Raw genomic sequence first — 25,106 nt, forward strand, 5'->3', positions numbered from 1 at the left:
TTATTCACCTCCTACAAGAAGCGAAGGTCGCTGACTTTCCACCGCTTCTTCACGATGATTGCGAACAACCACATACAACTCAGTCTTTTCGCCCGGCAACAAGATATTGCGAGGCCAGTAGGCGCTTGCCACTATACCTGGTGCATTGCAGGCTATCTCACTGGCTTCTATCGGCTCATCGGCAAAGCTTTCAACCAGTCCTACATAGACGGTGAAGTAATGTCCCGTCACAATTTGCCCCTGTTTAAAACCAAACTTTAAGCCAGGCTGAAAACATTTCGGGCTTGTGTCAGTTTGGCCAGCTAAACGGATGTCATAGCCTTGTGGTAACTCATTTAGTGCAAGGCGTCTGAGTAAATCACGTAAGCTATCGACGTATGGCTGAGCCGTTTCCCAAGTGGCGGCTTTTCGGTTCACGACGCCCTTAATAGGCCACTGCTGACCATCAATAGCTAAGGTGATTTCACGCGGTGGAATACGACGAGGTACTAAGGTGACAGATAATGCGGGAGCTTCCTGACCAGGCGGAGTGATGTAAAGTGAAACCGGTGATTCTTTGTCCGTGGCTACATATACAACATTCCCCTTGATTTGCGTCTGAGCATCACTGGTTGTTCTCACCTGAGGCGATTCAAACGGCGTCACAATCCGATTCAGATGACCAAGTGCTACAGGGATCAGTTCATTAACCCCCGGTGTCATCAGTAGCATTGTTGGCGTATCCGCTGCAACCGAATTGCTTTGAACCGGTGGATTTGCAGTAGCAGACTGCTTCATCACACTGGCTGGTACAATCGGCAATTCCACGTCTGCATAAGAAGCTTGAGATAACAGGACGCCACTCAAGCTCATTGCGATTAAGCTTGGTATCATCCATCGACTAATTTTGGTTCGCATCATTCACCCTCCGGTTTTGCTCTTGGGTCAACTTTTCACGAACTCGCTTCGTTCTAGCTTGCCCCTCATACGTATCCATCCAACTGAGCTTTGGACGGTATTGCTCAATATCGATGTCAAACTCATAGGTGCGAGTTTGGCGCTGTTCATCTCCAGATGGTCCAGAGACCAAGGAATAACCGGTCACAAAGACATGGCCGGTTTCATACTCATACTCCACTTGTCTGGGTTGGAATTTGAGCGTGACTCGGTCTTCCCGGATTTGTCTTGCCTGAATCTCCAGTGCATCGACCACTTGCTGGTACACCGCTGGAGAAAGTAGCGGCTCAATAGCAACCCGGATAAAAGACACATTACCCGGCGTCACGTTGCCCATAAGCTCAGCCAGGTAGAGCCCCCAGGATTCCAAGTAAGGCTGAGTAGCCTGGTTTCGTGACACTTCAGCCGTTTCAGACAAGGTTGGCGGTTGAATGGCTACCACGGTATTGCGAGAAAATGCCGCTACCGCAAGCAGCAAGTTAGATAGCACCAGCACTGCAATCAGGAACCGTTGCCATCGGTTCTCTAATTGCGTGCCTTGCCATGATTTTAAAAACACGTCGAACTTCACGGCAGATAGCTCCTGATAAATGGGTTAGGGATCGTCTTGGCTTTGGTTGGCAACAGTCCGCCCCAGTAGATGGCGTGAAGAATAAAACCATCTGGGCGGCCATCACGAAAACGCCGATAGAGCTTGGTTGTTACCAACCCCAACAGGCATAAAACCAAGGCATTACCGGTAAAAATGCCGATCACTAGCCCCAACAGAATGGGAGCCATCTCATCGGCACTCCAAAGCAGGAAGTGCGGCGGGTCATCGATATAGGATGGAATATTTACAGGTTCCATAGTCACTCCTCGTTGTTTGAATTGAGAAGTGAAGGATGCCTCGGGATTGGCAGCTTCAGTGGTCAGCTAGATGCCGAATTCTTGAAGGTTTTGAGGGTTCTAATCAGACAATACTAACAATTGATCTTTTTGATGCGGTTGATATGATGGGGATATTGGTCGTGTCGAGACCAGCTGCCCACTTTAGCAAACCCGGACGGGACGACATGCATATCAAATTTATTTTTTGCTTAGGTTTTTTCTGCGACCTCGGCAGTGGGCACCGTATTCGCTAATAGGAGAAACTCAATGCAAATTACTAAAATCATTTCCTCTGCCTCGGTTGAACGTTTAAAGCAAAAAGCACGAAAGCTTAAACGTGAAAAATCCATTACACACACTGAAGCACTCGATGAAATTGCAGTATCTGCTGGTTTTAATCATTGGCATCAGGTTGTACAAGCTAATGACGTACTGAAACCATCAGAAGTGGCATTATCTTCTGGATGTGTCATGGCTTTTGATGTCAAAGATGGTATGGATGTCGATACCAGTGATGGGGTTTTAATTAAAGACCACTTATTGGAGATACTTACTGAAAAGCAGCTATTTGAAATTTATGCCAACTCCCCTGATGAGGACGACGAACAAAACAGGCCGCTAAAAGAAACGCTATCGGATTCAGAGCTTCATGAGTATTTTCGAGATGATTGCTCATTCATGTACTTTCGTCTTGCCGAGCCTCATGCAAACAAACCGTTAAAAGAAGTATTGGCTCTTATACGACAGTACTCTTTTTGGATGCCTCAATATATTTGGCTTCAAGGCCACCTTATTGATACTTACCATTTGCCTGCTGAAGACGAGAACGGCAATACCGTAGGCGTAAGGTTTTAGCTCTACAAGATGAGGCCTGATGGGCCTCATATCTTCTTCTGCAAGTGACTTAACGCCAACCCCGCCATCAATGCCAAACCGATGATCAGCGACGGTAACACCACCGGTGGAATAGCCAGTGGGGCGAACAATCCCATAAACAGCAAAATGACACCTGAGCCCAGGATAATCATGCTGTAGCGGTGAATGATAGGGCTCGAAAAATCAAATGTTGTCTTCTTAATCTTCCAGGTCATTAAGCCATCCCACAACGCCGGCAACATGAGAATAAGCGCAAAGGGCAACCAGACCATCAGCAACGCAAATCGAGTGAACACTTGGTACAGCACATCAAAAAATGCCTGAATACGGTCTTCTACCCACACAAACCAAAAGCCTCCCATGTTCTCCATCCCTTTAGAACGAAGTCGCTGTTCTTCAGTGGGGATTAGAAAATCACGCACAGATTGCTCCATCTGCGTATCCACAATCCATGACTGATACCAGCGATGGCTAGTTTGACCAATCCAATAGCTTGTTTGTGCGCCCAATTGGTTTTGGATCATCTGCTTCTCTTTACTGATGACCCGGCCAGTCCAATCACCGGGCACTAACACGCCAATGGCAATAATCTCCAGCATCAGTGCCAGACACAGCAGCCAAACGGACTTATGCTTGCTCATGCCAAACATCCTCTTCTACTCGCGCCAGCATGGCTGCAACGGTTGGCGTCATAATCCGAGCTTTAATCACTTGCTGAAGCCGCTTTGTCGATGTATGGTCACTGACATAACGCACATCAATACGTCCTTCAGCCAAATACGCCATCCGATTTGGACGATTACGAATCCAGGTGTGGAAATACACACCATCCACGGCGGCCCACTCGAAATGGTCAGGATCACGCAGGCGAATCCCCGTTAAAGCACTGGCGGCAGCCCAGGTCAGTGCCTCAATGAAATGCCAAAGGCGTACACTATCATCATCACAACTGACTTCTTCATAACTGCCCAAGCCATTACACAGACACAAATCAAAGATGGAATGGCCATCTAAAGTGAGCGCATCTGTTAAATAGTCCGCCAAACAGTGCACTGAGGCCAAAGCATGAGGCCAGTCGGTTTCAAGTAGTCTTAAGGTTTCCTTGAACTGGGGATTATGTTGCTGCCACTGAGCGAGCATTTCTTTACTGGTAAGTGTTGTCATTTTCAGACAGACAGAATGATGCATACAGACTCCTTATGCTGCCTGTGTAGAGCTGGTTAAAATAGGAATGCGGCCTTTGATCACGCGGCCACCTGAAAGCTTGGCGATGTACTCCAGGTTGGGAAGCTGGCCTAATAACTGCGGTGGAAACATATCGCCTTCTTCCTCCATCAAGCGTTCGCCATGATTGCCGGTAAACAACGCGGGGCTGTCCGAGTTGGACGACATACCTTGAGTTTGCATGATGTACTGCAACCGAGTCTTAGGCAGATTGTCGGTAATGTACTGCTGCGTTTCGGCATCCATCACCCGAAGGGCTATCAAGTTGTTGATGTTACCTAACACCTGGCGAGCCTTAGCTTCACTGCCTGTACGAGCTGCAAAGTCAGCAAAGGTCTGAGTAGCAATTACACAACGCATTTTTGCGCCACGGCCTTTGTTGAGCAGTTGAATGAAGGGATCGTTGACGACTTCAGCCGCCTCATCGATGAAGATATTTACGGGACGATTTTCAACACCATAGTTATAGCGATCACCGGCCACAGCAGTGAGATCGGACAAAAGCAACGAACCAATGGCGCTGCCAACCATGGCGTCAGTTAATGAATCCAAGCCGATATACGCCACTTGGGCATTGTTGATAATACGGCCAGAATCCGTAATTAACCGGCTGTCATCCACATCGTTTGCAATCGGTGATAACAGTGGCCCTAATTCACTTGATGTGAGCATATTGAGCACCGGCATCAGTGAGGCCACCATCTTGGAATAGTGGGTTCTGTCATGCTCAAACATACTCAAAAGTCCTTCCAAATCGGTATTGGCGGCAACGGGCTGAATGCGTTCGTAGTAGAAAAGCAGCATCGCCATGGCTTGTTTAGCCAAGGTATTGGCCTTTTCGGTAAAGCGCTTGATCTCCACACTAAAGTTCGGATACACCTGCTCACCCCAGGCTGTGACGGCTTTTACTACCAAGCCTTCTGGGCCACCTTCCAAGAATCGCCTCAGTGTTTTCAGATCAGGACGTTGTGACGTAAGCAACAGACCTTGCACTATGTTGTTCAATGCCATTTGGCCAAAGGCTTTAAATGGATCAGCACCGGTTTCAGATGGGATTAGTGCCGCAATTCGGCTGGCAATTTCAGTGCCCCGGTTAAAGTTTCTAAGGGGATTAAGCCGTACCGAATGCTCAGGAAAACCCGGATGAAAATACACAAAGCGCTCAGGACTACCGGCGGCAATACAGGCTCGCTGCGCATTATCCTTAAGTTCCTTGTCTCCCTTAGGGTCAATAATAATCACGGCTTCATTACGCAAAATGGCCTGAGTGATCATCGCATCAAAGCATCGGGTTTTTCCGGCACCGGTCGTACCGACAATTAAGGTATGCCCCTCGGTGTGACCAACTGGCTGGTACACATCTTCTTCTTTGGGCTCGACACCATGAATCCAGGTCGAACCCATTTGTTTGCCGTGACCTTGGTTAAGCAAGGTTTGCTTATCCCGCTTTAGGATTTCATAAGCGCGTTGGGCATGGCGTTGGTCCCACTCAAAGCCATAACCTAACCACAATTCATCAGGATGTTTTGCCATTACCTTTTGCAAATGCGACAGCGCCATAAATGCCAATGGTTTGCCTTTTAGCCCCTTCTGCAACTTATAAAGACGGTAAGCCTCAGGCAGGCGATACAACGCCATGCCCGAGGAAATCCCTGTCATCCACCAAAATGGCTCAGGTGGTAGCTCAGTCAGCATTTCTGCGGCAATCGCCCCAGTGGCCCCAACCACCAGCCAACCTGCTGCTGCCATGGCCTCATAGTTCGTGCGCCAGGGCATTTCGTATGCGTTTTCTTTCATTCATGCTCCGCAAAATAACCGTTTGCAATCCACTTAATTTCAAATGGATTAACGTTTAGCGTGAGCGGTAAACAGAACCGTTTCCCCCTCATCAAACTGGCATTGGTCACTGGCCGAGATCCCCCGAAGCAGCTGTCCGGCTGGAATGCCATGCTCCTTGGCGACTTGACGTAAGGTTTGAATCGTGACGCGAATACCATCGGCACTATGATCCACGTCTGGGTAATCGCCATCGGTCAGTAAGATGGGCAAATCTTTCACAAAATTAACCATCTGTTGCCGCTGTGCGTGTTTGGGGTCTGTACTTGAGTTCGCATTGGGCGCAATCGGCGTTTGCTTGCGCTCAGCTCTTGTGGCGAGCTCTTTTGCTTGGGCACTGGTTGTCTCAGTTCGACTCGGACGCTGTGAAGCCTCTTTGTTCTGAATTGCTGCCACTGATTCTTCGTCTTGTTTGGAGATGTCTATCAGTGCAGTAAGCCCCTTAGAAATCGATACTTTCAGTAGTAACCCTTGCTCCTGAACGCCATCCTTCGTAGTCACAGTTCTGGCCTTACGTGTCGGGTTTGCGGGATCTAGTTCAAGCCAATCTAATCGACTGAGTTCAGCAAGTAGTTTTCGGGGGGCACACCAAGGTCTTACGGCATCGGGATAGCGGATCAGGGCTTGCTCACCAACCATAATCAACGCACTGCTGGCCTCTGGGAGCCACGCCAAAGATTCAGGGAGATTCAATGAATCTGCATCGTACTGGTTTACGTTATTTGAGATAGCGCCATCATATGAATTGTTAGGCTTTTCACATCCATCACCCGGAACGTTTTCAGTTGCCTGGTGGTTATTAACATCACTAGCAAGACGAAGTTCATCATCTTGGTCGGACGGTTTTGTTGATGGCGACTGTGCCGAATTGCTATGTTCGATTGATGATGACGCTTCAGGCAAGTCTGGATGCTCACTGGAACGACTCTGAGGTTCTGCTTGTGTTTGCTGTGTTGCTTCCCACTCAGATTTGCTAAACAGTGTCACGCTACTTGGTACATTCGAGCTGAACAATAAATCGGCCTCAGATATATGCAGCATGGGTAACCAGATTGGCTTGTCGTCTTTGATCAGCACTTCAGGGGCAAGGCTTTCATATCGCTCATTTGAGGCTGATTTTGTGGCCAATCCCCGCTCAATGAGGATGTCCGCAAGGGTATCGGGATCTCTTGGAATGCCAGGTATCTTGTCTTTGGCCAATAGCTCAATGATGTCCTTAGCCGCGCTTTTCCAAACCAGGTAAAGATGGGTTGATTGATTGGATTTTTGTACCCAGACTCTGGCGTCTCGCTGATTAACTAACCACTGAGAACTGGCAAGCAATCGCCTCATGGCATCAAGTAGATAGCGTTCGACTGGGACACCAAGGGCGTTGTCGTCAACGGAAATTCGTTGAGCTTTCAGGTCTCGCTGGACACTGGTTTGGTCAGCTTCAATGACCAGTTTAGACAGGACATGCTCGGGATCGGTATTGCCAATTGCTTCTAGCATGGCTTGCAAAATCTCTGGGCCCGGCTGGGTTAACCAGGCGAGCAACTCAGGTGTCATCACCCGGTTTAACACCAGAATTGAAAATTGCTCGTGCCGCTTGCACCGTCCGTCGCGCCAGCGAATAAAATAGCGTTCAATGCTGTTATTTGTGGTCCATTGAGATAAGGTTTCTAAAAAAGGGTTCCACTGATAGCGTCCATCTTCGTCAGTGATAGACAAGTCTGAAACGGGCTTACCAATATCATGGAACAAACCGCCTAATGCCGCCGCAACACGCCACCTTGGCTCTAGCTCTTTTTTCTCAACCGGTGTGCCACTGGCAACAAAGATGATCCCTTCAGCTGCTTGTGCCGCCCAGAAAGCAACTTCCAAAGAATGACGTAATAAACCACCAGCGCCACTGTGATGATGATGCTCAGAAGCTGGCAACAAATGAACATAAGCAGCCAGATGATCAATGCAGGGCTGAATCAGCTTTTGAAAATCACGCTGGTTGAAGCCAAGTACCTGGCGCAGTTTGGCAATTAGCTCGTCTTGTGTGGACTGCAATTCCTCGGGTGACGCAGCAGGCAACCCCTTCAGAAATGGCGGATAGCGTGGAATGTCTGCATCCAGTTGAGATGACAGCTCTGGTATTGCTTTGGCTTGAAAAAATAGTTTTTTGAACATGATGAACCTCCGACACGATAGTGTGAAGGTTCAATCTGCTGTTGCCGGTTCATTAGACTCAAAAATCCGATATGTATTAACACATATGCCATAAAATGCCCGAGAGAGCTTATCAAGCTAAGGCGTATTTCTACTTGGCCTTTTAGTTTTTTTTCCAACTCTCCTTTTGGGTTTTTCAATCGGTGTAAAAGCTTCTTGTAGGTGATCGCGAAACCATCGGCGTCGCTCAACTTGGCGAAACTCGTTCAAGACAAACCGATAGTCACACGAGCCAAGACGATCACCACAACCACATGGACACGGTAATTTATTTGCCTCACGCTTGCGCAAACCTAACGCTTTCAGTGCCCGTAGAACTGATGCTTTACCATTGACATTGAACAACTGAGAATAATCATCAATCAGGCCTTTCTCACCATGGTCCAGTTCGCCATAGGGAAAGTTGCCAAATTCAACCCTATGGGACACCGAATAAAGAAACCTGACAACAATCTTTTCGAAAAAGGTTGTCAATGACGAGTCGGTTTTCAAAATTGACTTAATTTTCAGGTCTGAGCCAAGACAAAATGATCCATCAGAGTAAGTATGGAAGTCCTGATTACGAGGAAAGTAACCAGCGGTATCAAACACCACTGGTAAAGCCCTAGGATAATTACTTGGGCATATAATCCTTAGAGAAAATGTTCGCTCTATAAACCGACTTCCAGCTAGCTGTGCTTTTAACAGATACTCTCCCTGCAACTCAACCTTATCTGCATGGACATCTACCAATCTAATGTTCGGATAGGCCGAGAGAAAAGCCTCTAGGCCTACAGCCTTCCAGTGCTTCATCTATTGCTTAAACCATGGCTTTGGATCAGATGATTGAATTGCGAAAGTTGGTTTTGCTGTCACCGCAGGAATCCCCAAGAGACGTGCTACCGAACTTGAATCAAGCTTCAGATCCAAACCATTTTGCGCCGCATTTACTATTCGTTGCGTATCATCACTTGAGCAAAGAGCACTAAAATCAGCTCTAGCTTGATACAGCCATTTATAAAAGTTTTCTTGTAATCGGTATTGAGCAGATTTTTCGTCATACCACTTGTCTGCAAAATCTTCGGCTGGGTTAACTGGGTTCGGAATCATTGGCGCTTGTGCAGAAATATGGTCATCCATCTCGGAGAGCACCGTATTCAACGCTGAAGCCAAATCACTTTCACCTTTATATGATTTAGCTGCCAATGTAGTGATGATTACCGATATTGGCTTACTATCCTCATTGTTTTTGAACATAGTGTCACGATGACGCTTCAATAATTGGATCACCTGTTGTAAGGGTGTCTTCCATTGATAATATGGCAGACTATCTATACTGGCTTTAAATCGCATTTCACGTTCGTTTATTACTAACCGTGCCGTCTTCATGCGCGTTTCAAACCATCGAGCATATCCTTCAGGATTGCTGATACGCCAATTTTCATCCACAACTGCATAAGTGGAATCTGTGTTGTCGGTAATCGAAACTGCAAGCTGAGACACGTTTTGAGCCAAGTTTTCATCAAACTTAGAGTTTTCGACCATCCGCTTTTTCAACAGTCCTCTTCCTGTATCACTCTCTGGCACACACGGAACTATGTCCATGTGAAAGCTAAGCCCATCGGCATACTCTAAGCGCCAACAACGTTTCTTCTCGGCTAGCTCTTCCTTAATGCCTCTGGCGTTTCGATAAAGCTCTAATTCATGACCGACTAGGTGCTTTAGTTGCTTTTGAGTGATAGACGTTTTATCCAGGCCACGCCGAAGATTGCACCCCATATCTAGGTCATACTGTTCTTCTGAATCGGGCCTAATCGCCGTACCTAGACGAAAGGAACCTTGAGAAAACACGTGGGGATCAAAATTCACGCATGTTGACTCTGGGCGATGTAACCAATCACCTAGATCCTTATAGCGTTTTTCAGCCTTTTCATAAGCACTGTCTGGTAGCTCAATTTTTTCCAGAATTGTGTTTAGAACGTCGTTACTTTTAGTATTACTCATGTAGATCTCCTCGAAGCTCGACTGCCATTACGAATTGTTGTGTTTTTATGTCGTGGTCATAAATAAGCCATGGCATATCAGCCTTAGGCATTCTGGCCCGTCCTAATTCGACGGCACACGATACTGGCATCACAGGAAAAATTTGCAGTGGCGTGGCAGCCCCGTGTGTATTTTTGATTTCAACAATCAGCTTTCTTATGCACTTTCTGAACAAGGAGAGCTGCTGCTTTGACTGCATGAAATCATTATGAGGCTGCTTGATAGTCACTTCCCAAATCGATGTATCTGGCCCTAGAACCCCAGTAATTCGCTCATGCGACACATGGTCACTCAAAGAAAGTAGCAGGGCTGGCTTTCCCTCCATATTTTGAGGTCTGTTGATGATGTACTCAAAATCATCTGAACAGTCTTGCCAAAACCAGCCTTTAGGCTCTCGATGCAGCTGATAAGTCTCAACCTCAATTTTGTCGGTAAGCAAAGCGCCAAGTTTTATTAACAATGGTTGAGGAGCTAACGCGAACAATGAAAAATGCTTACAAGAATCTTCTTCGATGATCGATGAAATTTTACTTTGAAAACGCTTCGTTAGGTGTTGCGACTCTGCTTGCCAATATTGTTCAGAGTGATCCTTCAGCTCTGATACCATGGATAGGGTCACTGGCTTTTCAGTTGCCGGATACCAATTCGGAAACATTGCCTCAACACAACCGTGATAATTAATCGGTGATCTTTCAGTTCCAATATTGGCACCATATAAAACAACATTTGATTTGCGATCAGGAGCAATGCCTGTGAGGATTTCTATACGTTGCTCATGCTGCATTTTCCAACTAATCAAGAGGTCGGCTGGATACCTATCTTCGCTGCCTTTCTGGTCAATTTTTTTGTGACAGTCATAGCACAGCAACATGAGGTTGCTGACGTCATTCAAACTGGTTGGCTTAGTTTTAAAGAGTCCCCAACCACGAGGCCCATTCTCAGAAAATGCGTAAATATGAGCATTTTGAGAGACATTGACCGATTCCTGAGTCACCGCTGATTTGTATAGCAATTTATTACACCCGCTAAACTGACAACGAGCAGCGGCACGAGCCCAAAGTTCTCGCTCAACTTTACGGTCTATGGGTCTTGTGACTTTAGCGACCATTCAAAACTCCTATAGTTTGCCAATTAAAGGAAGTGAGCGCGGTGTTGTCGCATCACAGAGCAAATGGCTGACATAAGCACATCCAGCGATTAGCCCAAGCCCGCGAAGACACTTATCAATTGCCTCTTCCGGTTGCCACTCATACAAATGTTTGAGACCAACACCTAGTGCAGTTAACACCAATAGACTGTGGCAAAACTGGCGATGGTGAGGGTTACCCAAAGAGGGTTCCAGAATATCTGGAAGCTTGCCAAATAGAGAGCCAACCGTAATGGCAGTTACAGGATGGTGACTGACAGCTTGTTTTTTGTTGTCCGCTAGGGCAACGGTTAAACCAACCGCAGCCCCGACGACCAAATGGGTTTTACCATTAGCCAAACTATTTCTCCTTCCTGACGCCTTTAAAAGGCGTTTTGTCAGATGTCTTTACATCCATGAATCGACCAGTATCAGCATCTCGCTTTACCCAATGTCCGCTTGGCGTCTGAGTCTGAGATCTACCTTTAACGGCACCGTTTCTGTGTCCGTCACCTGATGGGGGATTTGTAGCCATAAAGCCTCCTATTCTGCTTAACTTAATCACATTTATCAGATATTAATAAAAAAGATCCAAAGGATCTGATCAAATAATAAACTTATATTCTGATTAACGCAAGCAGATTAACCAGAAAACCAAAAAAACTACACAATTGATCGGTAGACAAATTCCAGTCCACCTGACTCTGCCACTTCTTTTTGACCTAACACAAGACCTGTAGCATGAAGCTTCTTTAATCGACCACTGGCATTCTGTGCTGAAATGTCAAAGTGCTTAGATACATGTGACGAAGTCACTGTCTTTTTTGCAATAACAAAATCTAGAAGCTCTTTGACAGTCGCACTGAGTTTTACACCAAGCACTTCGTAACCGCTATCGCTCTTGACTAGAAGAGGTTGATCCTTGGCTGTAGCGCCATAAGACCAATTATCCAGAAGGTCACGACTCGGTACATTAGAAAGGTAAAAACCTTTTTCTCCTTTCAATGCTTTAGCCAACGAGATTACACTTTCACGAGGAAAAGAAGCATCAGTGAATCGAATGCCTTCCAAGCTGATAGCAAAAATATCGCATGATGGGTGACCATCAACGATCTTTTTAATCTTCACATAGGCTTCACTACCTTCATCGTTACCAAAGGCATGGTCAGAACCTACGACTTCTGAAAGAAGAATTTTATGAGTTAACTGTTTCATCTGCTTAAGTTGACACTATTTATCAGAAATTGTCAACATAGAAGTCAAAACAGATGTGGGTTCCTGTGATAGGGACCAACCCTCGATCTTCAGAAACATTGATAAGTTGTCCCTTCGAGTATTCCAAAGCCAATGAGAAAGTTAGCTGCCTAATAACAATGATAACTTTCTCTTTGCTAGCGTGCTCTCGACTACTCTTAAAGCCTAGCCCCCGGCCTTTACCAAAGCGACTAACCTCACCAGATGTAAATGCTTTTTGAACGAGCGCAATGTCATTCTCAACACTTTCCGCTGAAAACTGTGCGTACAACTTCGGATGTTCACTTTGTAACGTTGTTCTCAAGGTAGCGGCAATACCTAAACCAGAGTCGGATATGACTGTTTGAATATGCTTTGGTTTATTATACGGTCGATACACTTGCAGACCTGCTAGTCCAGGTATTTTGGATTCACTGTGATCAGTAACGTTGCCTACAAGCTCTGAAAAAACAGTCTTAGCCGCTAAGAAATAGCTAACTGAAGAATGCTCTACAAACCTGTCGCCCAAACGAATTACAAGCTCCTTGTTTTGGGTTGGCTGTGCAATTTCTCCTAGTTCGACCAAGGTATCGCTATTATCCCGATAAGTTTTAGCAGCTGACAAAACGGGCCTTTCAGGAAGACAAGTGACACTTTGATTAAGATAATCAAAGAAGCCATTTCTGCTGAAAAAACTGTGAGTATTAGGACATGCTGTAGTATCCATCACCACATCTTTACCATTCGCAGTAAGCTGATTCGCGAGAGCAAGAAAACGGGCCAATGCTATCAGCAAAAACTTACAATCGATGCCGAATCTAAATGTTATCTTGTTTGCATCTTTTTGATACGCAAGCTTACCGATAGCACTCTCAAAGGCTTTATCATCAATCCAACCTGTAGCGAAATCAATTTCCACATGCTGAGCCCGTATCAAGCACCATTCATGATTTGAATTTTTCACAAACGTATCCTGGTTTTTGTGAAGAAACGAGTTCACTTGAGACTTATCCAGTCCCAGCTCCTTGGCAATTTGACGTCCTTTCAGGCCTGGTGACCCATTTAACAACTCTGAGACTGCCTTCAGCAAACCATCACTCCTTTCTTCCTACCTACATACCTACCATTCGTTGCATACTTTGCGTCCACGACGCTTTAAATGCTGAATCTCCTGCGAACAACTTGTAGAGCTCAAGTTCATCTTTACGGCGTTGCAGCATAATTTCCTTGAGCATTTTTTCGAAAGCCAAATCTCGATTATGAGGATCTGGGTTGTTTTTGTATTTAGATTCGAAATCTGGGTGATTGCGGATACTCTCAGCGATGTTCACAAACTTAACTTTTTGCTCTTCAGGTGTGGCACTCCAGCCCTGGAACCATCGCTCATTAAATGTGCGAATGATTTCATCCAGCGGGTCAGTTTCTTTTTCACCGCCATGCGCCCCACGTGGGTTCGGATTTTGAGGATCAAGCTCCGCTTCTTGGTCACTAAGTTTAATGCTGTGGTTAAGCTTCACACGTTGCAAACCGTATGAACTCAGATCGACAGAATCAAGAAGCTCATCAATAGCATCTGCATCAGGATCTTCCACTTTCAATTTCGGTATTAAAAACTTCAGGAACCAAAACAGTTTTTCCCAGCTGACCATTTCATAAGGCATGATAGAAGCCATCTGCCCATAGATTTTAACGAACTGTTTGGCTTTAATCTTAAAGTCCACTTTAGCTTCAGCTTCAAGCTCCAGCTCATGGTCGAACCGGGCTGCTGCAACATCAATGATTGGGCTGAGTGTTTGGGCGTCTTCATTCTTGAAATAACGCGTCACAAAGTCTTCAACCTCATACCACTCGTACACACCGACATCGTCCATTTCATCTTTCAACTCGTGCAGTACGTTTATATCTGTAGCTTGGGACAATGAAGTTGCTGTGTAGAAAGGATCGAATGCTGACTGAATATCTTCAACCGAGTTGAAAAAATCTAAAACAAACAAGTCTTCAGTTTTTTTACCCCATTTTGGCGCACTTCGATTGAGACGAGATAATGTCTGTACACACAAGACACTGGCGAGCTTCTTGTCCACATACATGGCGCAAAGCTTAGGCTGGTCAAAGCCTGTCAGATACTTGTTCGCAACCACTAAAAGTCGATACTCATCGGTATCAAACATATCTTTGGTATCTGACTCGGCAAAACCATTAATATCCGCTTCGGTATATTCAATACCGTCAACTTCTTTGATTCCTGAGAAAGCAATGGCAACTTTAAACGGGTTTCCTTGCTCCTCAAGTATCCGCCTAATCGCTTTGTAGTATCGAATGGCCGTCTCAATATTTTGAGTGACCACCATTCCCTTACCTTTACCTTTGAGCTTTTTCGCATTCACGACATGTGGAACAAAATGCTCCAGCATAATCTCTGCCTTGGTATCAATCGTTTGCTGGCTTCGCTCTACATAAGCTCTGAGTTTTTTCTGCGCCTTTTTGGTATCAAACTCAGGGTTATCAGCGATTGATTTCTCAATCTCATAATAACTTTTGTACGTCGTATAATTTGCCAGCACATCCAAGATGAAGCCTTCTTCAATGGCTTGTTTCATCGAATACAAGTGAAACGGCTTGAAAGAGCCATCTTCTTGGCGTTGACCAAATTTCTCCAAAGTGCTGTTTTTTGGTGTCGCTGTAAATGCCAGATACGATGCATTCCCGCGCATCTTGCGCGATTTCATCGCCTGAAGGATTTTATCCTGAGCATCTTCTGCCTCTTCGATTTCAGACTTGCCCATCGCTCGGTTCATATTGTCATGCGCCGAACCAGACTGTGAGCTGTGTGCTTCATCGATGATCACCGCAAAGCGCTTGTCACTAAGATCGGCGATACCATCAATAATGAACGGGAATTTCTGAATCGTCGTTATAATGATCTTTTTGCCATTCTCCAGCGCCTGCTTAAGCTCAGATGACTTGTTCGCCGGGGCAATAATGTTCTTTACTTCAGAAAACTCTTTAATGTTATCCCGCAGCTGCTTGTCCAATAGGCGTCTATCGGTGACCACAATCACAGAGTCAAACAACGGCTGCTCCAGGCTTTTTCCACCGGCCACATCAGACGATGCAGGATAGGTTTCAATTAACTGATAAGCAGCCCAGGTAATCGAATTAGACTTACCTGACCCGGCAGAGTGTTGAATTAAGTAAGTCTGACCGACACCGTGCTGGGCGGCATGGTCTACCAATTTTCTCACCACATCCAATTGGTGGTATCGAGGAAAGAATAAGGTTCGCTTTGGTAATGGATCTTTGCTTGACCCATCCAGACGCACAAAATGCTGAATAATATTCGCCAAGCTTTCTTTAGTGAATACTTCTTGCCATAGGTATGCCGTTTTATGGCCAGTTGGGTTAGGTGGATTACCCTGTCCAAGATTGTGTCCTTTATTGAACGGCAAGAAGAAGGTACTGCCACCTGATAACTTGGTGGTCATATACACTTCGTCGGTATCGACCGCCATATGCACTAGGCAGCGGCCAAAGGTCAGCAAGGCTTGCGTTGCATCTCGATCATCTCGATACTGCTTTTGGCCGTGATAACGTGCTGTTTGCCCCGTCCATGCGTTCTTCAACTCCAGCGTTATCAATGGTATTCCGTTGATAAACAATACCATGTCGATTTCTTGTAGGGGATTTGCCATGGAATAGCGCACTTGGCGAGTACAACTAAACACATTGTCTGCAAAGTTTTGCTTTACCTTCTCACTACTGCTCGCCAAAGGGGCTGGATAGAGCAAATTGAAATGAGCATCGTCTACGCTTAGCCCTTTCTTAAGTAAATGCAGAATGCCATGCTTCTTAATCAGTCGGTCAAATCGTTCAAGTAACTTACGCTGCCAATCTGAGGGGTTGTTCTTTTGCAGTTTGGCCAACTCTTCTTCTTGTGTCTTTTGCAGAAACTGCCAGAAAAAACGCTCATCAATGGCATATTGCATATTAAAGTCACTAGCAGCACCAATGAAGTATCCAGCACCCAGTGACTGCTGACTCAGCCCCTCTTTGAGCTCTTCAGTACTGATCCCAGCCAGACATTTCTCAATGGCCGACTCTAATGCTTGTTCATTGGTTTGACTGACCATAATTGTAAGTTCCCTTAATCAAAATTCTTCTGTTTCATTGCCTCAGCCGCTTTTTGCAGCGGTCCTTTCAAGGCTTTTTCTAACTTTGTCATCTGCTCTAAGTGCCACGCAACCGCTTGGGGCCAAGTCTCTTTGTTAAACCCATCAGCTTTGGTCGAAAACTGGATACGGCAAGATTTCTTCTCATCCAGTCTCATCCACTCAAGTTCTGCACCAAAAGTATGCTCAATGTCTTGTTTGGACTGACTCAACAAATCAAAAAGGTATTTATTCTCTTCGGTAACCCCACGGCTGATCCAAAGCTCTACTCGAAGCTCTTTTTGCAGAAATATCAGGTTATACGGACACCCACTTAGCCCTGAGCCTGCTGATAACCAATGATCTTTGCTTGGGCTAATATTGTTATAGAGTTGGCAAGAGCTTTTCTGAAACGCCTCTAAGGCACGCTCCCAGTACTCGCGACGCACGGTATGGCGGTTTTTTAGTACCACTTCGGTGGTTTTTTCTTCCGCTTCCTTAGCATTAATACCGATCATCAACTCTTTCGCTTCTGGCGTTGGGATGATCTGGTCAATATTAATCAGTAGCTGTTCACCCAGTGAATAAGGAGTGATTTTGAAGCAGGCAATGCTAATGCCTTGACCCAATAACCATAGCGCTGTGCTGGTCACTTCCTTGCGAAAGTTTGCCGCAACCAACATAATGCGCTGGCTGTTACCCAGGTTGAGTTTTAACTCATCGAGATCGGGCGCATCCAAAAACTCACATATTCTCGCCGAAGCACTTGAAGGGGTATTTAACAGGTCAACCTCTCCTGCTACAGGCTCATAGCGGTCTAAGTACTGCTGGTAAATTTCAACTATTTGCGCTTTGGTTAAACTTGCACAGTACGAGGCATATTTAAGCGCCTGCCACACCACATCTCGGCCACTGTCGTCCAGCTTGTTTTCAATAATGACCAAGTTGCCATCTTTATCCAGTGCCAGTAAATCTAGGCGTTCACGGGTATCATCAAAGCCATCAAACTCCTTTTGAATAATCAGTAGCTCTTCACCCAGTGCGGAAGGCTCGTGTGCCAACCATTCCTGAAGATGCTTGCGCTCTGTAAAGCCCAACTCACTGAACTTCTTTGTCCTAACAGGACTGATTCTGTTGGTTTGATGATTTACCGTGAACATAATCGCGTCCTATTGCTCAATCATTTCTGGGGTGATTTTTATTTTCCCTGTCACGGCGCTGTTGATCAGGGAGGTTTTGTATTCTTTGAGCTTTTCGATTTGTGCAAATAGCAACTCAATGCCTTCATCAGAAGACTTCATAAAAGCGCTGACGTAGTTAGCTATTTCTTTTTGCTCTTCAATGGGCGGAATAAACAAGTCAACCTTTGAAAAGTTGTCAAAATTTAGGTCTTGACCATCTCTAATGAAACTTGCTGTCTGCTGCAAAGCTGCGATGTAAGAGGGTAGCTTTAATAAATACCCATAGAAAGAAGGATCAATTTCATCTAATGCTCTCAGGACTACATAGGAGGACCGGATACATCCTTGCGACCAGGCACGCTCTAAGCCGCCTTGGAAACTTCTCATGCTGATTACAAAGTCGTCCTTTTCGACGTGCTTTCTTTTATCTAAATGAAACTGAATTTTGACAACGCGTTTACCCGTTAACTCTTCATACTGGTCTTGCGGTATAACACCATAAGCTTGAGTTGCAGAAAGCTGTACGTCATCTTTCCAAGCCCGCTCTTTTCTTTGAGTAAATACAAACTTGCTACGACGGACTTCCCAATGCGCTGGAACCTTACCAATCCAATCCACACCGGAGTCTTTCATTGGCACATTGGGGTCAAGCCCTTGGGTCACCGCCTGTTGGATGATGATCTGCTTACGCTCTTTAAGCAGGCTAATTTGCTGTTCTTTGATAGCTATAGCTTCGTCTACTTGTGCTGTTTTCTTTTCGAGGTAGTTGGCAATAAGGGATTGTTCTTCTAGAGGTGGAAATACCAGCAAGCTATTCGCAATATGGTTAAAACTAATTGTTTGTCGTACCCCTGAACCCAATAGCTTCATGTAAGCAACATCGTATCTGTGCAAAAGATATTTGAAATACTGCTTTTGCAGTTCTTCCTTTTCTTTAATGACGATATATCCTGCACTAACAACCACATCGATTTCTGAAAGAGCAATTCTCAAACTAATCAAGTCGTAATTTAGATTTAACGGATTTATTAAAAACTCACCAGATAATACCTCCTGATAAGAGGCTTTAGTGCTCAGTAATATCTTTTCATCATCTTTTGTAACAACTTTTCCAAAACTAATAGCACCGCTATTCAAGCTCATATTTGGCCGATGCTTCTTTTCATAAAAGAGATGCTTTAACTTTCTAATATCCCAGTGTTCCGGTACATCACCAATCCAGCCCTCGGTAGAGTCCTTGTAAGTTTGATATTTAGGCATTTCAGCAATATTTATCATAACTGCTTACCCCTGAACCTTTTCTACTGCGACGCCCAATATCTGCGCAATAAGACCTTCGGCTTTTTGTTCTAGGTTGATAATATCGGTTGCGACCTCCTCTAAACTACGCAGCGGTTTATGACGGTAGAAATACTTATTGAAGCTGATTTCATAGCCAATTTTTACCGTATCTAGGTTTATCCATGCTTCATCAACATGAGGCTTCACTTCGTCTAGGAAGTACAGGTAAATGCTTTGCTTCAGTGGGACAGATTCTGTGTCACGCAGGTCTGAGTTGGTCTCGTAAGTAATGAACTCGCCTTTTTTGCCGCCTTCTGTTGTAGGAACGGGGTAATAACCAAAATCTGGCAGGTCAGCGACTTCACACTCATAGCGCTCCAGCAGGTCGTTTAATTTATCACCCGTTAATTTAACGATCTTTTTCACCACTTTCTTGGCGGTTTCGTCATACCAGCTCACCGCGTTCAGGATGGCATTTTTCTCAGGTGCTGAAAGCTTAATAGCATGGGCTTTTAGCGATTTATCAACTTGGGTTTTAAAACTATTGAAGTCATCAAATTCAATGCTACCGATGTCAGCCATCAGCGTTTCTGCCGTTTCAAGCAATGCTTTAAGCGCCAGCCAATGTTTCACATCGAGCAGTTTTGCTTTAGCTTTGGCATTGAGACTGATGTCGTTATCTTCACACCAAGAAAGAATGTCTTTCTCAATGGATTTCAAGAAGCTCTTTTTCTTTTCAGTACCATAGCCAGTTTTTTCGTAAACACGTTCGCCGTGCTCTGCGTACACGTACTCCATCACTTCACTAAGCTGCTTATCAAAACGCAGTGGGGCTATTGCGTCTTGAGTGAACTTGGCTCTTCGGCGGTCTGGGCGCTCGATAGTGACTTTGTAATAGCCAAAGTCGTCATTGCTAAACACTTTGCTGGCTATGCCAACAGGATCATTGTTTGCATCAAGTGCTCTTTCAACGCCCACACACGCGAGGTAAGTATCGGTAATTTCCGTGATGTGCGCAGGCGCAAATTCGCAGTTTTTGTTACCTAAGTTCTTACGCAACTTACGGTATAGCAAGCTAGCATCAATCAGTTGCACCTTACCTTTACGTGCCTCGGGTTTATTGTTGTTCAACACCCAAATGTAAGTGGTAATGCCGGTGTTATAGAACAGGTTATTAGGTAACTGAACGATGGCATCTAGCATGTCGTTTTCAATGATGAAGCGACGAATGTTACTTTCGCCACCGCCCGCATCACCGGTAAAGAGCGATGAGCCATTATGAACAGAAGCAATCCGGCTGCCTAATGGGCTTACGCTTGGATCTTTCATCTTGTTGACCATTTCCATTAAGAAGAGCAGCTGGCCATCACTTGAACGTGGCGTGGCATCCACCACTTCGAGATTTCCCCAATAGTCTTTCAGGCTAACCTTAAAACGCGGGTCAATCACATCACTGCCGTCTTTAATGTGCTTCTGTTCAGACGCCCAACTCTTACCATATGGCGGGTTAGACAACATAAAGTCAAAGCGTGAAGCCGCGAACTCATCGGTAGACAAGGTTGAGCCTACTTTGATGTTCTCAGGGTTGTTGCCTTTGATCATCATGTCCGATTTACAAATCGCGTAGGTCTCGTCGTTGATCTCTTTGCCGTAAAGGTAAACATCACGGCTGTCGTTAGGGTATTTCTCTTCAATGAAGTTTTGAGATTCAGTCAACATACCACCACTACCACACGCAGGATCATATACTGTCATGGTAAGCGGCAACTGGTCTTTCACAGGGTCAAACACCAGGTGCGTCATCAGTTCAATAACTTCACGTGGCGTAAAGTGTTCGCCTGCTTCTTCATTGTTTTCTTCGTTGAACTTGCGGATCAACTCTTCGAACACATAACCCATACCCAGGTTAGTAAGGGCTGGCATCTTGTTGCCATCCGGGTCTTCGACCGTTTCATGAGTTAAATTGATGTAAGGGGAAACAAACTTTTCGACGACATCAAGAAGGACTTGCTTTGAGGCCATGTGACGAATTTGCGATTTAAGGTTAAAGCATTCAATGATCTCTTTAACATTATCGCTAAAGCCAAGCAGGTACTCTTCAAAGTTGGCGAGTAATATCTGTTGGTTATTTGTTGCGGTGTTGAATAGGGATTTCAGCGTCCATTTAGATGTATTGTAAAAGACATAGCCACTGGCCGCCTTCAATGGTTCATCATCAAGCTCCGTGGCTTGCATCTCTTCTTTTTGGAACTTTACCTCTTCAAGCACCGCTTCTTTGGTGGGTTCAAGTAACGTATCTAAACGTCGTAATACCACCATAGGTAAAATCACATCACGGTACTTACCGCGAACGTACACATCCCGTAAACAGTCGTCGGCAATATTCCAAATAAATGAGATGAGCTTGTTATGTACACTATGATCCATTTTCTTTTCCTGTTCAGTGTTGGTTGCACCCCACTAGGTTGCTGCAACGGCTTCACTATAAATTTAAAATTCTGTTCTTTATGTAACGTCTCAATGGTCGCTACATCGTTCGATTAACTTGTTCTACCCGGCGCAATACTTAAGTTTGTGACACCATAAAGAGCCTGGCTGTTACGCAACCAAAGCTGATACTCAAAGCCCATTAATGAGTGTTCCGTAGAACAATCCACATGCCATTGGCGTAGCAAATAGCCAGCGGTTGCTGCTCTAATCTCAACCTTTAGAACGCCACCCGTCATGCCATAGTCCAGCTCTATCGCTTCGCTGTGCTCAATACGTGGGTGTGGCACTAACTCAAGCTCTACAAATCTGTTCCATTGCCGGTCTTGGGTTTCGAGCTCCGTTTCAGACAAAGTGGAATCTTCAAGCACAACCGCAGCTTTAATGCGGGTCAATACAAAGTCACGGAACTCACCATGCTTGCGGTCAAAACCACGAACATGCCAACGCAGGCCATTGTCCACCAGCGTATGCGGTACAATTTCACGCGTTGTTTCACCGCTCGATAACGACACATAGGTGATGCTCAAGGCTTTGCCTTTGTTTATGGCCTCGGTGACTTTCGCCACTATCGATAAACTCGGCTTGTTGAGGTGATAAGGCGCTTCACAAGCAAGGGGTGGTTTTACCTTGCCAGTGAAGCCATCACCGTACCCTTGGCTAATGGTTGCCAGTGTTCTCACAACGTCGTACTCGAACAATGGGGCAAAAGCTTCACCACGCTTATGCAATTTGAGCTTTTGGTCATACTCAATGTTGCCTGGTGCAAGCTCTCGGTACATTGTGAAGTCTTTCGTTGCTTGTGCAGCGGCTATGCTGAAGCGATCGACTAAATCCGCCCGTACCGCTTCTCCCTTAAACAATAAGGTGAAATCGATGTGGGCAATGCGATCCCTGGTTGCTTGTGGCAACTGCGCTATCTGCGAAAGCCTATCTGACTTCGCCACTACCGTTTGTTTCAGACCATCATTTGTCATGCGTCTTGTTTATCCAATTCAACCAGATTCTTAATACTCTGCTTATAAAGTAAGGACCGTCATGGCGTAATCACATTGAATAGTGTCACTCAATGCTGCTCTTAATCCGCAATGACTTAGCAATCTCTAACGGTTGAAGCTGGACAGATGGTCATAAAACACTGAATAGGCTTCAACCTAATTAATTTTATTAGGTATCATCCTATCACAAATTATTTTGTAGGGAAGACTAAGCGGCAACTTTTTGATCTGGATTGCAATTGCCGCTCAGGTATGGGCGTGAAGACCTTGTTTGGTGCCATCGATGATAGTTGCTATCAATCAATGCGCTACCCGAACCAGTGACACCACGATGTTACCGCGCTGAGATCCCCCTTTGTCCGACTCTGTAGACATCAGGACTCGTTGCTCACTCTCTCGAACGCGCCTGGCAACTTCTGCCTGGGCAGGCAGCAATGGCAGCATCCCTTCAGCAATCGCGTCTGGTGCAGACTCTTGGCCACAAGACATCAAGTGCTTCCATGGATCTTTAAGAAAGCGCTCGAACGTGATGCCAAATTCAATGATGCGGGCAGAGACGAAGATTTCGCCCCAGTATTCAATGTAGGTGTCTTGGTACATGGAAAGATTCCTCTTGTTGGTTAAACCATGAGTTCACTTTCCATTTTCCAGAGGTTTTCAAATATGCAAGGCTTACCTTGTAGAGAGCTACAAAGCTTTAAATCGATTACGGGCATCTTTGTAGTCATAGTGGGCATGTTCTGAGCCACGATGATACAAATCATCCAGGTAAGTTTGTTCCTGCGGCAACTCGTCTTCGCTGATTTCGCGCCACCAATGTTTGTTGGCACCTTTAACACCGTCATGCCAGCGGTAACCACGCTCTTTCAAATAGTCCTTTACGTCAAACGGCGCACCAAACGCACGAACTAACACAGTTCGCCTGTCTGCTTCAGACAACAAGTTTGCAACGGACTCGGGCAACAAATGGAACAACCAGGCCATCGCGAAACAATCAGTTGCAGCTCGGTGTCCTTCATAAAACCAACCTAAGCGAAGCAGCAGGTACTCAAGCTTTCGACTTTCAAAACCCAGCGCCTTCCAATCTATGCCACTGGCTGAACAGGCCCAAGATAGATGTCCTAATGCAGCAAACCGCTTTTCAAAGAAAGGACGATCAAACTGCGCATTGTGTGCAACCACCAGCGGATCATCGGATAACCAACTCGCTACCAGTGAATCATCAATGTGCTGGCCTTGAACCATATCATCGGTAATACCGGTTAACTCGGTAATCAGCTCGGGGATTGGCTTGCCGGGATCTTCATACAGGCTGATCACATCAACAATCGACACAATCCGCTTAGCAGAGGGGCTGTAAAGCACCTTAACCATACCAAGCTCAATAATGGACTCGTCATCGGCAGACAGTCCGGTTGTCTCTGTATCGAGCAGCACCATTGGCCGTTCATCACCGACCACAGGAGAAAGTTCAAGTGGCCAAGTCTGCGGCTCACGCGTTAATGGAATACGCTCCAGCAATCTAAAATCTTCTGGTCTTTCTGGGATATCCGCGAGGCGCTCTAGCGGAAATGGCGCAGGGGCTCTTGTCATTGATGGTTCCTCTTCAATTCTATTGTTCGCTTTGGGTTATTTAACTGTGCCACAGGTTGTACAAAATGCACCTTGGATACCTCAGCGTTTTTTTAATCTTTCTACTGGGTGAACCTATGTATGAAGGCTTTGACTAAGCCTTTCAGAAAGCCTTAGCTAAACCGTTTAGGTAACCCTTACCGATACCCTTTACGTATGGCTTAGCCAACCCCTTTTCAAACGGTTGAAAAAGGCTTTAACTGAGTTCGACTGAGCATTTTAATGATGCTCCTGACTTCGCTTTAAGCCAGTAAATTCAATACGAAGCAGAATTTTACTAACTGTTTTTAAACCCTTTGCAAAGGGTTCAACAAGCCTTGTTTGACGGTTACTTGACCCATGCGTTAACCAGTAGCAGTAACAGGATCAGTAACAGAAACAAGAGCAGTAGGCAGAAGCAGTATTGTCCAAGCCTTGCAGGCTTTGGCGAGCGCGAGCAATCCCCACATCTAGTTTTTCATCACAAAAAAGAAATCACCCACGACACAACGTCTTACTCGAACAACTACAGTTTTACCTACAATTTTACTTGTAGAAATCAGCATAGCATTAGATACTGTATAAACAAACAGTACTAATTGTGATTTTTCGAGGTTCGTCATGAGTGTCTCGCTGATAGGCCGTAGCGGCGCACTTGCCTTCATCAAAGCCAAGCGCCTTCGTATTCCATTGTTTATGGAACGTGTTTCTGCTGGTTTTCCCTCACCAGCGCAGGATTATGTTGAGCAAACGCTCGACCTTAACGAGCTGTGCATCAAGCGACCGGCTGCAACGTTCTTTGTGCGTGTTGAAGGTGATTCAATGATTGATGCCGGGATTCACCCAGATGATATTTTGGTGGTTGATCGCTCTGTCCAAGCCGAACACGGTGACATTGTCATCGCGGGTATCCATGGTGAACTCACGGTAAAGGAGCTTCAACTAAGGCCGTGCGTCAAGTTGATCCCAAGAAACCAAGCGTATGAGCCCATCCATATTCCTGAAGGGACAGAGTTAGAGATATTTGGCGTGGTTACCAATGTGGTGCGAAACATGCGCCGCAAGTCGTGACTAGCCC

General features: G+C 45.5%; 25 protein-coding genes. 3 read left to right on the top strand and 22 right to left on the bottom strand.

All coding sequences use genetic code 11. The annotated features are described in order from the left end of the window. From B6N13_RS08125 to traL, 3 genes are read right to left on the bottom strand one after another with little or no spacing between them, the layout of a single operon-like run. Complete coding sequence (locus tag B6N13_RS08125) at nt 1-900, bottom strand: type-F conjugative transfer system secretin TraK (protein ID WP_011788475.1); 900 nt, start codon at nt 898-900, stop codon at nt 1-3. Next, complete coding sequence (locus B6N13_RS08130) at nt 881-1,507, bottom strand: TraE/TraK family type IV conjugative transfer system protein (RefSeq protein WP_000667170.1); 627 nt, start codon at nt 1,505-1,507, stop codon at nt 881-883. The genes B6N13_RS08125 and B6N13_RS08130 overlap by 20 nt, the downstream gene beginning before the upstream one ends. Next, nucleotides 1,504-1,785, bottom strand: coding sequence for a type IV conjugative transfer system protein TraL (gene traL, locus B6N13_RS08135; protein ID WP_011788474.1), 282 nt, complete (start codon nt 1,783-1,785; stop codon nt 1,504-1,506). Before traL ends, B6N13_RS08130 begins: the two co-directional genes overlap by 4 nt. 288 nt (nt 1,786-2,073) lie before the next feature. On the opposite strand from traL, the gene B6N13_RS08145 reads away from it, so the two are divergent. Then, the gene (locus tag B6N13_RS08145) at nt 2,074-2,661 is read left to right on the top strand and encodes a hypothetical protein (RefSeq protein ID WP_011788472.1); all 588 of its coding nucleotides are present in this window, start codon (nt 2,074-2,076) and stop codon (nt 2,659-2,661) included. 26 nt (nt 2,662-2,687) lie between these two features. On the opposite strand, the gene B6N13_RS08150 is transcribed toward B6N13_RS08145, so the two are convergent. From B6N13_RS08150 to B6N13_RS08230, 17 genes are all read right to left on the bottom strand, one after another. Beyond that, a complete protein-coding gene (locus tag B6N13_RS08150) occupies nt 2,688-3,323 on the bottom strand; it encodes a DUF4400 domain-containing protein (RefSeq protein WP_011788471.1) in 636 nt (211 codons plus the stop codon). After that, nucleotides 3,310-3,870, bottom strand: coding sequence for a hypothetical protein (locus tag B6N13_RS08155; protein WP_011788470.1), 561 nt, complete (start codon nt 3,868-3,870; stop codon nt 3,310-3,312). Before B6N13_RS08155 ends, B6N13_RS08150 begins: the two co-directional genes overlap by 14 nt. Nucleotides 3,871-3,879: 9 nt before the next feature. Beyond that, nucleotides 3,880-5,703 (bottom strand): conjugative transfer system coupling protein TraD, encoded by a 1,824-nt coding sequence (traD, locus tag B6N13_RS08160; protein ID WP_011788469.1) that lies wholly within the window; start codon nt 5,701-5,703, stop codon nt 3,880-3,882. Nucleotides 5,704-5,751: 48 nt separating this feature from the next. Beyond that, nucleotides 5,752-7,902 (bottom strand): MobH family relaxase, encoded by a 2,151-nt coding sequence (gene mobH, locus B6N13_RS08165; protein WP_011788468.1) that lies wholly within the window; start codon nt 7,900-7,902, stop codon nt 5,752-5,754. 117 nt (nt 7,903-8,019) lie between these two features. Continuing rightward, a complete protein-coding gene (locus B6N13_RS08170) occupies nt 8,020-8,733 on the bottom strand; it encodes a hypothetical protein (RefSeq protein WP_011788467.1) in 714 nt (237 codons plus the stop codon). Next, the gene (locus tag B6N13_RS08175; RefSeq protein ID WP_011788466.1) at nt 8,734-9,924 is read right to left on the bottom strand and encodes a nucleotidyltransferase; all 1,191 of its coding nucleotides are present in this window, start codon (nt 9,922-9,924) and stop codon (nt 8,734-8,736) included. Beyond that, nucleotides 9,917-11,071 (bottom strand): SAVED domain-containing protein, encoded by a 1,155-nt coding sequence (locus tag B6N13_RS08180; protein ID WP_011788465.1) that lies wholly within the window; start codon nt 11,069-11,071, stop codon nt 9,917-9,919. The genes B6N13_RS08175 and B6N13_RS08180 overlap by 8 nt, the downstream gene beginning before the upstream one ends. Before the next feature lie 9 nt (nt 11,072-11,080). Beyond that, a complete protein-coding gene (locus tag B6N13_RS08185; RefSeq protein ID WP_011788464.1) occupies nt 11,081-11,449 on the bottom strand; it encodes a metal-dependent hydrolase in 369 nt (122 codons plus the stop codon). A 1-nt stretch (nt 11,450) separates the two neighbouring features. Further along, nucleotides 11,451-11,624, bottom strand: a complete 174-nt coding sequence (locus B6N13_RS08190; RefSeq protein ID WP_000224748.1) for a hypothetical protein — start codon at nt 11,622-11,624, stop codon at nt 11,451-11,453. Between the two features lie 128 nt (nt 11,625-11,752). Further along, a complete protein-coding gene (locus B6N13_RS08195; protein ID WP_000811851.1) occupies nt 11,753-12,304 on the bottom strand; it encodes a helix-turn-helix domain-containing protein in 552 nt (183 codons plus the stop codon). A gap of 22 nt (nt 12,305-12,326) precedes the next feature. Beyond that, nucleotides 12,327-13,412 (bottom strand): ATP-binding protein, encoded by a 1,086-nt coding sequence (locus tag B6N13_RS08200; RefSeq protein ID WP_011788463.1) that lies wholly within the window; start codon nt 13,410-13,412, stop codon nt 12,327-12,329. 22 nt (nt 13,413-13,434) lie between these two features. Continuing rightward, nucleotides 13,435-16,452, bottom strand: coding sequence for a type I restriction endonuclease subunit R (locus tag B6N13_RS08205; RefSeq protein ID WP_011788462.1), 3,018 nt, complete (start codon nt 16,450-16,452; stop codon nt 13,435-13,437). Nucleotides 16,453-16,466: 14 nt separating this feature from the next. After that, nucleotides 16,467-17,630 (bottom strand): DUF4268 domain-containing protein, encoded by a 1,164-nt coding sequence (locus B6N13_RS08210; protein ID WP_011788461.1) that lies wholly within the window; start codon nt 17,628-17,630, stop codon nt 16,467-16,469. A gap of 9 nt (nt 17,631-17,639) precedes the next feature. Beyond that, nucleotides 17,640-18,929 (bottom strand): restriction endonuclease subunit S, encoded by a 1,290-nt coding sequence (locus B6N13_RS08215; RefSeq protein ID WP_011788460.1) that lies wholly within the window; start codon nt 18,927-18,929, stop codon nt 17,640-17,642. Between the two features lie 6 nt (nt 18,930-18,935). Beyond that, a complete protein-coding gene (locus tag B6N13_RS08220) occupies nt 18,936-21,359 on the bottom strand; it encodes a class I SAM-dependent DNA methyltransferase (RefSeq protein WP_011788459.1) in 2,424 nt (807 codons plus the stop codon). A gap of 113 nt (nt 21,360-21,472) precedes the next feature. Continuing rightward, entirely contained in the window at nt 21,473-22,396 is a 924-nt protein-coding gene (locus B6N13_RS08225) for a WYL domain-containing protein (protein WP_011788458.1), read from the bottom strand. Nucleotides 22,397-22,717: 321 nt separating this feature from the next. After that, a complete protein-coding gene (locus B6N13_RS08230; RefSeq protein WP_348981534.1) occupies nt 22,718-22,963 on the bottom strand; it encodes a hypothetical protein in 246 nt (81 codons plus the stop codon). Here B6N13_RS08230 and B6N13_RS23665 point away from each other — a divergent pair. Further along, nucleotides 22,910-23,041, top strand: coding sequence for a hypothetical protein (locus B6N13_RS23665; RefSeq protein WP_262593537.1), 132 nt, complete (start codon nt 22,910-22,912; stop codon nt 23,039-23,041). The genes B6N13_RS08230 and B6N13_RS23665 overlap by 54 nt on opposite strands. A gap of 63 nt (nt 23,042-23,104) precedes the next feature. On the opposite strand, the gene B6N13_RS08235 is transcribed toward B6N13_RS23665, so the two are convergent. Both B6N13_RS08235 and B6N13_RS23345 read right to left on the bottom strand, forming a co-directional pair. After that, a complete protein-coding gene (locus B6N13_RS08235) occupies nt 23,105-24,010 on the bottom strand; it encodes a 3'-5' exonuclease (RefSeq protein ID WP_011788456.1) in 906 nt (301 codons plus the stop codon). A 488-nt stretch (nt 24,011-24,498) separates the two neighbouring features. After that, nucleotides 24,499-24,651 carry a hypothetical protein gene (locus B6N13_RS23345; protein WP_169459042.1) on the bottom strand — a complete coding sequence of 51 codons (153 nt, stop codon included), beginning with the start codon at nt 24,649-24,651 and terminating at the stop codon, nt 24,499-24,501. Between B6N13_RS23345 and umuD the strand changes: the two genes are divergently transcribed. Beyond that, nucleotides 24,650-25,099, top strand: coding sequence for a translesion error-prone DNA polymerase V autoproteolytic subunit (gene umuD, locus B6N13_RS08245; RefSeq protein ID WP_011788455.1), 450 nt, complete (start codon nt 24,650-24,652; stop codon nt 25,097-25,099). The two genes, B6N13_RS23345 and umuD, sit on opposite strands and share 2 nt — an antisense overlap. The last annotated feature ends 7 nt before the right edge of the window (nt 25,100-25,106 follow it).

Source organism: Marinomonas sp. UCMA 3892 (assembly GCF_012726345.1).
GTDB lineage: Bacteria > Pseudomonadota > Gammaproteobacteria > Pseudomonadales > Marinomonadaceae > Marinomonas.